The 12521-nt window shown below is 40.3% G+C and carries 8 protein-coding genes; 3 read left to right on the forward strand and 5 right to left on the reverse strand.

From position 1 onward, the window contains the following. Positions 1-120: 120 nt before the first annotated feature. Together IGJ19_RS07870 and IGJ19_RS07875 are read left to right on the forward strand one after the other, a co-directional pair. Positions 121-1620: a response regulator transcription factor gene (locus IGJ19_RS07870; RefSeq protein WP_074799277.1), complete on the forward strand. Its 1500-nt coding sequence runs from the start codon at positions 121-123 to the stop codon at positions 1618-1620. Continuing rightward, on the forward strand, positions 1617-3344 hold the full coding sequence (locus IGJ19_RS07875) for a cache domain-containing sensor histidine kinase (protein ID WP_086334759.1): 1728 nt from the start codon (positions 1617-1619) through the stop codon (positions 3342-3344). The genes IGJ19_RS07870 and IGJ19_RS07875 overlap by 4 nt, the downstream gene beginning before the upstream one ends. A gap of 146 nt (positions 3345-3490) precedes the next feature. Here IGJ19_RS07875 and IGJ19_RS07880 read toward each other — a convergent pair whose 3' ends face one another. The 3 genes from IGJ19_RS07880 to IGJ19_RS07890 are packed head-to-tail and all read right to left on the reverse strand — an operon-like array spanning position 3491 to position 8520. After that, positions 3491-4444, reverse strand: coding sequence for a beta-galactosidase small subunit (locus tag IGJ19_RS07880; protein WP_115357726.1), 954 nt, complete (start codon positions 4442-4444; stop codon positions 3491-3493). Next, positions 4425-6302: a glycoside hydrolase family 2 TIM barrel-domain containing protein gene (locus tag IGJ19_RS07885; protein ID WP_142433390.1), complete on the reverse strand. Its 1878-nt coding sequence runs from the start codon at positions 6300-6302 to the stop codon at positions 4425-4427. The genes IGJ19_RS07880 and IGJ19_RS07885 overlap by 20 nt, the downstream gene beginning before the upstream one ends. After that, positions 6286-8520 carry an alpha-galactosidase gene (locus IGJ19_RS07890; protein ID WP_142433389.1) on the reverse strand — a complete coding sequence of 745 codons (2235 nt, stop codon included), beginning with the start codon at positions 8518-8520 and terminating at the stop codon, positions 6286-6288. The genes IGJ19_RS07885 and IGJ19_RS07890 overlap by 17 nt, the downstream gene beginning before the upstream one ends. A gap of 113 nt (positions 8521-8633) precedes the next feature. Between IGJ19_RS07890 and IGJ19_RS07895 the strand changes: the two genes are divergently transcribed. Next, complete coding sequence (locus tag IGJ19_RS07895; protein WP_142433388.1) at positions 8634-9662, forward strand: LacI family DNA-binding transcriptional regulator; 1029 nt, start codon at positions 8634-8636, stop codon at positions 9660-9662. A 598-nt stretch (positions 9663-10260) separates the two neighbouring features. Here the strand turns inward: IGJ19_RS07895 and IGJ19_RS07900 are convergent. Next, a complete protein-coding gene (locus tag IGJ19_RS07900; RefSeq protein WP_074799287.1) occupies positions 10261-11391 on the reverse strand; it encodes a 5-methyltetrahydropteroyltriglutamate--homocysteine S-methyltransferase in 1131 nt (376 codons plus the stop codon). A gap of 360 nt (positions 11392-11751) precedes the next feature. Then, entirely contained in the window at positions 11752-12516 is a 765-nt protein-coding gene (locus tag IGJ19_RS07905) for a MerR family transcriptional regulator (protein ID WP_074799289.1), read from the reverse strand. Between the last annotated feature and the right edge of the window lie 5 nt (positions 12517-12521).

Raw genomic sequence — 12521 nt, forward strand, 5'->3', positions numbered from 1 at the left:
AAATAAGAAAAAAGTACAATTTTGTCATCTTTTGATTTAGTAAATGAAATTTTAGACTTGCATTTGTAAACGTTTCCCAGTATTTTTAACTTACGTAACAAAGGAATAGGGGGAAAAACATTGAAAAATATCGTATTGATCGATGATGAACAGACCATTCTCTCTGGTCTAAGTACCCTGATCGATTGGCCAGCGCACGACTTCCATCTCAAAGGGGCCTTTTCAAAACCATTAGAAGCGCTCGAATTCATTAAGCATCAGTCTCTTGATATCATCGTAACGGATTTGATGATGCCAGATCTAAATGGTATCGAACTTTCTCGATTGATCAAGAAGGAACAACCTGAAGCAAAAATCTTGGTTCTATCTAGCTATGATGACTTTCAATTGGTCAAAGATTCATTCAAAGAAGGCGTCTCAGATTATTTACTTAAACCAAAATTGAACCCTAGTGAATTTTTAGCTTCTCTAAAGAGTCTGGTGGAACAATCTACAGAAGTAAAGAAACCACGTTTGACAGAACTCGAAAAAACGAGTCAATTACTGAGCAATTATTTGTCCGGAACTTCTCTTGATTTAGGTATGTCACGCAAACAATTCCCATATGACCACTTTTATCTAGTATATTGTGAAGAAAAGCAATCGGAAAAACAGCGTCGGAGTGAACAAATGATTGCAGAAGCACCACGATACACAAATCAGCTCGCCTCTGTCTTTCCTTTTTCTACGACAGCAAATGATATTGGTTATTTTATCAATGTCGCTTCGAAGAAGGCATTCGATCGGTTGATTGAACGATTTCAGCAAGAGCACCAGGCAGATTCTTGTCTCTATGTTCTATCTGATGCACTTGATTTTGAAAACTTTTATTCTGAATTCCTTACATTAAAGCAAAAAAGTAGCGGACAGCACTTTTATCTGACAGATCACTGCGTTATTTGTGAAGAGCTATTATCTCCCCTACTCTCTTCTTATGAGCAACAAACAAAAAGTTATTTGACCAAGATCATGAACAAAGATTTTGTATCTGCCATCGAAGAATTGGACAATTACATGAGTAAGGTACTTGATCAACGATTGCAACCAAGCTATCTGAAACACGAGATCATCAATCGACTCTATGCCTTGATCAACGCGATCGCGGACGAACATGAAAAAAGAAAAGAGATCATGACACTAAAAATCACGATTCCAGCACAGATCACGCAAGCAGAACGGTGGGATGATCTGGTCTTGATCGTCAATAATACGACGAAGTTATTGCGTGAAGTCACCACAACCTTCAGAAAAGACAACTCAGATGTGTTGACGTTGATCTATGAGTATGTGCAAGAGAATTATCATCAAGACATCAGTCTACAAACGCTATCCGAAAAATATCATTTTTCTTATAGTTATTTATCGACGATTTTTACAGAAAAGTATGGGATCAATTTTACGAAGTACTTAAAAAAAGTCCGTATCAACCATGCAAAACTATTGTTGAAAGAATCGAATCTTTCGTTAAGTGATATTGGTCAGCAAACTGGATTTACTGAACTTGGTTATTTTTCTCGAGTATTCAAAGAAGAAACTGGGTTGACCCCTTCACAATATCGTAAAGGAATACTGACCGTATGATTAAAAAGCTAAGAGAACACGAGCTTTTGACCAAACTTTTGATCATTCTTTTTATTGCTTTGTTCACTCAAGCAGCGACGATTTCTTTGTTCATTTATCAACGCTCAAGAGACGCCTACATTCAACAATTCGATCAATCCAATCGAATGACCTTACAAAAGATCCAACATGATTTTGAAACATTGAATGACAATATAGAGAACACGTTGACATTATTGGCTGAAAGCTCTGCTGTAGAGGGGTATTTCAAAGAAGGGCAACAAACGACTTTGGAGAAAATCAATCAACTACGTACGGTGCAAAAAATGAATGATTCATTGGCACCGATCTTTCCAAACATCAAAGATGATATTTTTCTTTTTGGGGAAAATGGTCGGATGTTCATTAGTAATGATATGGTGAGTGATCTCACTGCTGATGACTTTTTTCAATTAGAGTTGATCCAGAAAGTCAATGAAAATCCAACAGCGACACAAATGGTCTTTACCCAGTTTGGACTGACGAAACGCGACAAACAATCACCAAGTGTCTTGTTTATCAAAAAGCTTAGATCCACTTTGAACCAAACTTATGGTTATGCTGTCGTTGCCATCACTTCTGATGAGTTGGCAAAAATATTCAGCCAATCAGTCGACCCGCTAATCACGCAAATCGACTTTGTGACAGATGAGAAAAAAATCTTTGCTTCGAATGTTGAAAATCGAATTGGAACGACGTTTGATTCATTTGATGAGTTGGTCGAACACGAGACGTTGACCAAAGCCAATCAGCGGATCACTCGGTTACCACTTTACCGACAAAACTCGGCTTTGGTCAGTGAGGTCAATGTCCACTCGATCGCCGATCAAATGAATGTCATCATTCCGATCATCCTTTATAATATTGGAACACTGATTTTAGGTGGTATCGTAGTAGCGATCTATTTGAATCGCAATACTCGCTCAATCTATCAATTAGTAGATTCATTGAACCAAATCAAAGAACCGGTAGCAGCTACTGTTCCGATCCAGGGAACCTATGAGATCCGGACACTCGCTACTACAATCAATCAGCTGCTAACAACGATCAGTGACAATCATACGCAATCTTTACAAAATGAAAAGAAAAAAAGGACCTTAGAGATACAAGCGATGCAAGCACAGATCCAGCCTCATTTTATATATAATACGTTAACTAGCCTCAAATTTTTAGTGTGGCAACAAGAAAATGAAAAAGCAGTCGCAGGCATTGACAGTTTTATCGATCTCTTGCGCAGTACAATCGGCAATAAAAATGAAATTATCCCTGTGGAAGAAGAATTGAACAGTGTGAGAAGTTATATTGCGATCTTGACACTGCGCTACGGTGATGCAATCTCAACCAAAATCATGGTACCTGAGGAACTTTATTCTTTGTACATGCCCAATATGATCATCCAGCCAATCATCGAAAATGCTTATTTACATGCGTTCCAAACGAAGAAAAGTGGCTTCATCACTTTGTATGGGATGATCAGAGAGGATAAATTGTCGTTTGAAGTTATGGATACAGGTGATGGCTTTGATACGGAACAGCCAACGAAAAACAGAGACTATTTTTCAGGTATCGGTAGCAAAAATGTTCATGAACGAATCCAATTACTTTATGGTGAAGATTATGGCTTACACATTGATTCGGTAGTCGGTGTGGGTACATCGGTAACGATCACGTTACCGATCATAAAAAAGGAGAGTAAAACTGAATGAACGTGTAGACAGAAACAATTCCTTCAGCAATTCTGGCGAACCACTTCTTTCTTGACCTTCAAGTATCAGCCACAACTCATAGGACCCTCTAAAAATCCGCAGAATGGATTTTTAGAGGGTCCTATTTTTGATTTTACGAATTTACATCATTTAATGATAAAACTGAACGCGTGGTCTTCTTCACCACTAATATGATAGGCTTCTTCGACATCCGCTCCCCAAGAATCGATACCTCCGACTCCTCGGACTTTCGCCAACATCGTGACAACCGTTCGCCGTTCCGGTGGCAGTTCCTCTATGTGTGTCGCCTGTTCTAATTCTTCTGCTTTGAACGGTAATGCCGCAAAAGCAAATGGCGAATCCTTTTGTTCAAATCGTAAGGAAAATTCTTCCTGACTTTTATCTGCATTATTCAAGGTTGTCTTGCGCGTGATCTCTAACCACTTGGTATCCATATGGACGCCGCAATCTTGTGGCACTAAATAAGGTGGGATCGGTAGGCCCTCTACATGATAGACCCCAGGTACGCCACCAGCTTTACGATCCGGATAAGTTTCACCTGACAGCCCTTCGTAATCGAAATGAGTGGCTTTCGTTGGCATGATCATGCGAAATCCTATTACTGGCAGTTCGGGTAATCCTTCTTTGCCATGATAGTGCATGTTCACGTGTAGATCCCCTTGTTCATTGACACGATACGTCATATCGACGGTCGTTTGTGGAGTTGTGTTGACAGTCAATGTGAAAGTGATTTCGACTGTATTCGCATACTCTTGGTTGCTATAACAATTATTGACTGGTGCGATCGGCAGTTCGATGGCTTGGTCGTTTATTGCAACATGGATTGCTTCCACCTTTAGATACAACCCTGCACCAAGCCACATACTTGAGCGATACCCAAAGCCATTTCCTCGATCATTATCTGTCAATGCTCGCCAAAAAGTTGGTTGCGTTTCACGATAAAGCCATTCTTTCCCATTCTTTTTGAGTGATTCCAAACCACCTCTGGTGTAAGAGAAAATATAATGTTTTTCTTTTGTTTTGATCCCTAAGGTGCAGTCGCCATAAATGATTCTCAGTTTAGGAGCTGTATTTGCCATAATAGTATCTTACCTCCTGTAATGCTGGTTTTTCTTGTCCATTTGCAAAAACGATGCCATTTCCCGAAAACTCATAATCACTTGGACGATCATCAAAATCGCCGCCGTAACGCATGACTTTTCGATTTGTCACTGGATCAAGTACCTCAAGTGCCTGATCTTTAAAATCCCAAATATATCCGCCTTGATACATCTCATATTTGTCTAACAGTGCCATATAAGAACCTAATCCACCTAAAGAATTCCCCATATCGTGCATGTATTCGCACAAGATATATGGTTTATCTGCTTGATTCTCTAGATATTCAGCGACTGCCGTAGGTGTTGCGTACATACTACTTTTCATGTCCGAAACAGAAGCTTCAAATTTGGGATCAACATAATTCCCTTCATAATGCACCAAGCGGTCTGGATCAACCGTCTTGAAGTATTCATTCATCAAGCGAATATTCTCCCCTACATAAGACTCGTTGCCTAAGGACCAGAACAAGATACTGGTGTGGTTTTTGAAGGTTTCAAAATTGGTTTTTGCTCGATCTAGCACCACTTCTCGCCATTGCGGAATTCCTCTTGGTACATTATAGGATGGCTCAAAAGCACCCATTTTTTGCCATGACCCATGTGATTCTAAATTGGTTTCTGCCATCACGTGGATACCTGCTTGATCGCAGAGGAAATACCAAGGAATCTGGTTGGGATAATGTGAGGTCCGCACACCATTGATATTAGCATTTTTAATCACTGCCAAATCCTTTTCCATGTCAGCTAATGTGATTGCACGTCCTGTTTTTTCACTCCACTCATGACGATTGACGCCATTGATGATCAAACGTTTTCCATTCAGATACATCACTTTATCTTTTAACTCGATCTTGCGAAAGCCGAATGGATACTCGACATATTCAGTCACTCCGTCACGGTCCCTGGTTTCAATTTCAAAGCTATACAGATTCGGGGCAAAATGATCCCATAATACTACTTCACCTAAATCAATACTGAGCTGCATCGTTTCAACTATCGTATGCTTTTCTTCATAGATCATTTGCTTGTCTAAATCAAGGACCCTTACCTGTAAGACACTTTCAGCTGTGAGATTTTCAAAAGACAACGACACATCCAATTTACCTTTTTGATACGTGTCATCTAATTGGGGACGTAACCACAAGTCTTCTAAATGATTCTTGCCACGAGCAACTAAAACGACATCCCGAAAAATCCCGAAGAAACGGAAAAAATCCTGATCTTCTAAAAAGGCAGCTGTGCTACGTTTGTGGACTTCGACTGCCAAACGATTCTCTTCTTCTAGATAAGGAGTCAAATCAAATTCTGACGGTGTAAATGAATCTTCTGCATAACCAACGAAATGACCATTCAACCACACATACATGGCTTGTTCGACACCTTCAAAACGAATCGTGACATCTTTTCCCTTCAGTCCCTCTGCTAATTGGAAAGTCGTAACATAGGACCCTACTGGATTTTCTTCCGCTTGAGAGAACATCCCTGCCATTTCCTTTTCTGAAGCAGTTGTATAAGCGGGACGACGAAACTCATGACCTTCCCAAGGATACATCGTGTTGATGTAATGGATCTTATCAAAATCACTTAGTTCAATGTGGCCAGGCACATGGATCGTGTCGAATGAACGATCGTCAAAATCTTGTTCAAAAAACTCTTTTGGGCGATTTTCTGCATTTTCAGAAAAACAAAAGCGCCATTCACCATTTAGTGACTGTATTCGGGAACTTTGACTTCTCATTTCTTCTTTTGAACCATAGACTGTATGATCGCTATGTGCCTTTCGCTGATTCACACGAAAAACTTGGGGATCATCTAACCAATCAATTGATGCTTGCATTTTCTTCTTCCTTTCCTGTAGCTATTTTTTCAAAGTGAAAGACTTCTGTCTGAAAATCTCCGTGAAAATCAGGGAGATAAAGCCCCATCGTCATTAACTCCGAGCCTGAATAAATCAATGAACTTTTACGCTCACGATACATCCCTTCCTCTAAACCAACCAAGCGGATCTCATGAAAAGGTGGTTGCCCAGAAGTTAATCGTCGTGCCATAAAGACAACGATCTCCTTTTTATTTGGAGAAACAAATTGCCACGCCGCAACGTTTTGTTCAAAGGGATTTTCTAAACGGTCAAATTTTCCTTGTTGGATGGTTTGACGAATTTCTTTATACGTGCTGATCTGTTCTTTGATGATTCTCTTTTCTTGTTCGTCTAATGCGGTCAAATCTAGTTCATAACCAAATACCCCGCTCATCGCTACGTCCCCGCGTGTCTTTAAATCTGTCACACGTCCACTTTGATGGTTAGGTGATGCGGAGACATGAGCGCCCATCGAGGAGATCGGGTAGCCAAGACTCGTTCCGTATTGGATGTCGATTCGTTCCATCGCATCAGTATTGTCACTTGTCCAGGATTGTGGCATATAATAAAGGATTCCTGCGTCAAAACGGCCACCACCACCTGAACATCCTTCCCATAAGATATCTGGGTAGGCTGTGGTCAACTCTTCTAAAAGATTATATAAGCCTAAAACATACCGGTGATAGACCTCTCCTTGATTCTCCACGTAAGCAGAGTAAACATCTGATAAGGAGCGATTCATATCCCATTTGATATAATCGATCGGTACCTCATCCAAAATTTTTCGTAATTGCTGACTGATCGAATCTCGCACTTCTTTTCGTGTAAAATCCAAAACAAATTGTGACCGAGATGCCGCAGGCGTTCGTGCTGGTTCTTGCATCAAATAATCAGGCGTCTGACGATACAATTCAGAATCGATCGAAATCATTTCAGGCTCTACCCATAACCCAAATTTGAGGCCCTTTTCATGGGCGTACTCTGCAATGCCTTTCAAACCATTCGCCAATTTCCCTTCATATTCAAACCAGTCTCCTAAAGAAGAAGTATCTGCATCTCTTTTCCCAAACCAGCCGTCGTCTAAGACGAACATTTCCATACCTAACGCTGCTGCTTCATCGATCAGTGCTTCGATTTTTTTGCTAGTAAAGTCAAAATAAGTCGCTTCCCAATTATTGACCAAGATTGGACGTGGTTCGTACTGATGCTTCCCACGTGCCACGCGTTCTCGCAGCAGTTCATGATGTATGTGGCTCATGCCATTTAATCCTTCGTCTGAATAAGAAAGGATCATTTCTGGCGTTTGAAACGCTTCGTTGGTTGAAAGTTGCCATTGGAACTGATACGCATTGATGCCACCAACGATTCTTAGTTGATCGATTTGATCTTTTTCGATCTCAAACGCATGATTTCCAGAATAGATAAACTGTAGACCGATGGCTTCTCCAAGATTTTCTGTCGTATGTGTATGTGTCAAAGCGATAAAATTGTTCATTTGGTGACTACTGCTTCCTCGTCGACTTTCAAATGATTTCACCCCCTCAGTGATCCGTTGTCGCGAAATCAAACGCTCTCTAGCGTGGGCTCCAGGTAAAGCGATCACTTCAGTAAATCTGCCAGAATTTGTCAAATCTAATTGAAAAGAAGCAGCTTTATCTAACCAGATCGTTTGCTCTGTTTGATTACGATACTTAGCGGAGCGGATAATGACCCCTCGTTTTTCGTAAATCGTATAAAAAAGATCCACATAGATCGGTAAATCTCGGTCTTTCAATGTGATACACAACGTTTGTGCTTCCTGTTCCTCCAATATATAGGTTTGTGGTAATCCTGAAAGCTTTGGTTTACCTTGGATGATCTGATACGTTTCATATCTTAAATCAAGTAAGCTAGAGCCATTCTCACGTGTGATGATCGTGGCTGGTATGCGATAATCCATACTTCCGTGTCCCGAAAATTCTTGTGGCAACGTATCTTTTGAAAATGCTCGCTCCTCATGCAAAGGGACATTTCCTGAAAAACCGCGATCTCTTCTTGGGTATTTTTTGTTATCGGTATAGTTACTCACTTTTTTACCGAAATGAATATGGCTCAACACACCAGATTCTTCAATTTTCATCACATAAGAAATCAATGGATTCGACAAATGAAAAACATTTGTTTCCGAATCGAATGCAATCAATGATTGTCTTTTCATTTCTTCACCTCACAAATTTTTAGAAACCGTTTACTTTTTAACTAACTCCTGTATACTGTTTACTAAACATATTTGTCAATAACTTTTTTTATATTTCTTAAAGGGGTGATTTTATGGTAGGTATTCGTGATGTCGCTCGAAAAGCGAATGTCTCTCCTGCAACTGTTTCGCGCGTATTGAATCAAGATAAGACGATCCATGTCGCACCAGAAACAAAGAAACGGATTTTTGAAGTTGCAGAAAAATTGAACTATGATATCAATAAACGAAAATATATCAAAAAACGAATGCCCTCGATCGGTGTGATCTCGACGATCAGTAAGGCAAGTGAAGCACAAGATGTCTATTACAAAGAATTACGTATGGGATTAGAAGAAGAAGCAAACCGCCTGCATATTGGCATGAATCGAATTTACAATCTCTCTGACAATCCCAAGGAATGGAAAGACCTAGATCAACTAGGCGCGATCATCGTAGTTGGAACAGTGACGAAGCAGTCGATCACTGATCTATTATCACAAAATCAGCATTTGATCGTTGTTGATAATCCTGATATCCAACAAGAAGTCGATATGGTTTATGGAGATTTAGAGCGAATGACCAAAGCTGTTTTAGAGTTATTTCTAGAGAATGGGCATCATCGAATCGCCTATATCGGTGGCTACCAAGTCGATATGGATGAACGAGGAGGCAAGACGATCAATCCAGATGAAAAACGCGTCCGTGCCTATTTGCATTTCATGTCCGATCACCAGTTACAAGATTACAGTACGCACTACCTGGGAAATTGGACTGAAGAAGACGGTGAACGATTAGCTGAAGACCTGATCCAAAGCTCTGATCCACTTCCAACCGCACTCCTTGTAGGAAGCGATCCAATGGCAATCGGCGTCTATCACACCATGAAAAAGCACCATTTGGCCATCGGTAAAGACATCATGATCGCCAGTTTCGATAACATTGAAGCAGCCAGTAAACTAATTCCTGGCTTGACCACCGTCCAAATCAATGCCAAATCCATCGGTAAAGCCGCCGTTCGCTTAGCCGTCGAAAGAATCGACCAAATCCGCGACGAACCCATTATTTTGACCTACCCCACCCGATTAGTGATAAGAGAAAGTTTTGTGCCAAAGAGGTTGTGAGAAAGCCGTTCAGCTCCAAGCAGTAAGACGGAAATTGGGAAAATAGCTTCTCATATTTTTTCAATTTTCGACTTAATGTCGTAGGAGTTGGCTTTCGAACACCGTTTATCGGAGGTTGTGAAATGAGCGCTCTGACCTGAGCAGTAAGATAGAAAATCGGAAAATAGCTCCTCATATTTTTCGATTTTTTAGCTTAGTGTTGAAGGTCAGCTCATTGAACACCGTTTATCAGAGGTTGTGAAAGGCGCGTTCAGCACTGAGGCATAAGATTGAAAAAATAGAAAATGGCTCTTTCATTTTCTATTTTTTTGGCTTATGTCCGAAGTGTTGCGCCTTGAACACCGTTTATCAGAGGTCATGAGAAAGCCGTTCAGCTCCGAGCAGTAAGGCGGAAATTGGGAAAATAGCTTCTCATATTTTTTCAAGTTCCGCCTTACTGTCGTAGGAGTTGGCTTTCGAACACCGTTTATCGGAGGTTGTGAAATGAGCGCTCTGACCTGAGCAGTAAGCTGTCAGGCCGTATAAACAAGAAAAACCGTTAAGAACAACTGAGTTATTCTTAACGGTTTTCCTGAATACTTGGTTCGTCGGCTATTCCTTAATTCCAAACCTCTTCTGCGATACTCTTGATCAATGCGATTTTTTCCCATTGTGCTTCTTCCGTCAAAATATTCCCTTCCTCGGTAGAGGCGAACCCGCATTGTGGGCTTAAACACAATCGATCTAAAGGGACGTAACGAGTGGCTTCATAAATTCGTTCGATGATTTTTTGACGATCCTCAAGTTCACCGGATTTTGAGGTTATCAATCCTAATACTACAAGTTTTTCTTCACCAACTTTCGCAAGTGGTTCAAAACCGCCTGAACGATCGTTGTCATATTCTAAATAATAGGCATGAACATTTTCTTCCGTAAATAGTGGTTCAGCTACAGCTTCATATCCGCCAGCTGCTGCCCAGGTGGAGTGGTAATTCCCTCGACAGACATGGGTATTCAAAATCAAATCTTGTGGTTGATTTCCAAGAACCGCATTATTGATTTGTAAATAGGTCTGCGCCAACTCTTTGCGAATCTCGCTTTCCTCTTTATCACTCTCTGCTAAAAATCCTTCTGGTAAAGGTGCTACTAATACGCCCCACGTACAGTCATCCAATTGGATCGTTCTGGCACCTGCTTCATATAAATCCGCAATCACTTGCCGATAAGCAGTAACGATATCTTGAAAAAGTTCTTCATTTTCCGGATAGATGTCACGGACATATGGCAAGATATCTGGACGTAATAACTCGACTAACAATTGTGCTGGGGCTGGAATGGTTTGCTTTACTTCGATTCCTTCACTTGTATGGGCCCGGGTAAATCGAAAATGGTCGACAAAAGGGTGTTTTTCTCCCTTGATTTTTCCCGTTACAGTCACTGTCCCTGGACGTGTCTCTTCTCCGTGAAATTGATACCCTCGCTCAGGGACAAAAAACTCAATACCTTGTAAACCAAAGAAAAAGTCCAAATGCCACCAACTCCGACGAAACTCACCATCTGTCACCGCATGTAAGCCAGCAGCTTCTTGTTTTTTGATCAGATCGATAATAGCTTCATCTTCGATCTCTTTCAAATCAGTAACAGAAATAAGCGATTCGTTATACGCTTTTCGTGCCTTTTTTAACTTCTCTGGGCGCAAAAAGCTCCCAACGATGTCATAACGAAATGGGGATGTGGTACGATTAGTCATAAAAAAAATTCCTCCTTAGATTACGTAGTAGCTGAAGACCTGATGAAAACAAAAAACACTCATCCCTTTTGCCAATTCTTGACAAAAGGGACGAATGCGTCGTGTTACCACCCTTATTTACATTATCCTCACAAATAATGCCTCAACGATACCATCAGATATCCGGCGAGTTAACGGTCGCAGTCCGGTTCTACTCACTTACTAGTAAAACAAGCTCCAAGTTCATCTTCACTAAGGTTTTAGGTCTCCTTTTTCACCCTCCGGAGTCTCTTTTTACCGTTGACCGTTAGTTACTCTTCTCTTCTACGCTTTGATATTGTCAATTACTATCCCATGTTTACTTCCGAATGTCAACTAATCCTACTTCCCCTCACTCACTTCGATCCATGCTCGGTAATATTCAAAGGAAATCTTGTCCTTTGTCGTATGAGTCAACAAGTATTGACCAATCGTTTGCCCTAATCGGTAGCCTTGCTTTTGCAACCTGTCTTTTACTTCAAATAGATTATTATTTTTTGTGTTATTCACTTGGACTTTTAATAGAAATCGCACGTACTTTTTCGCAGGATCATTCTGCCAGATTGTCTGTGAGCCTGGGAGTTTTTTCGTGTGCTCGTCCGTACAGAACCCATAAATACTGTTCTGATTATTTTCTGGAAAATAAATCACGAAACTTGAATAATTCTTTAGATATTCCTTTGAATATAAGATGTCATCAGATGCTGCCACGACGATTTTTTGAAAGGGAATTTCTTCTTCAGGAAATTTATCTGGTTCACTATCGATCATTTCTTTCAACTGGTTTTTTCTTGATAATACTTCTTTATGCTTTTGTTCTAAGATTTTTTTCTCATGATCCAAGCGCTGTTCCGTTTCAGCTAAAATGTCGTACATCTCATTTAATGATTTACTATATAGATTTTTCATTTGCTTCATGGGAATATCTAGTTTTCGATAAAAATTGATGTCATATACTTGAAAAATGGCATCGATATCAAATAATCGATACCCATTTTCCTCTTCTCTTGCTGCATGGATCAATCCTTCTGCATCCCAATACCGAATGGTTGATCTAGGGATATTCAATAACTCCGATACTTCCCCAATCGAATACAATCGTTTCATACCTT

This window comes from Enterococcus sp. DIV1368b, assembly GCF_050529595.1.
Classification (GTDB): domain Bacteria; phylum Bacillota; class Bacilli; order Lactobacillales; family Enterococcaceae; genus Enterococcus_B; species Enterococcus_B mundtii.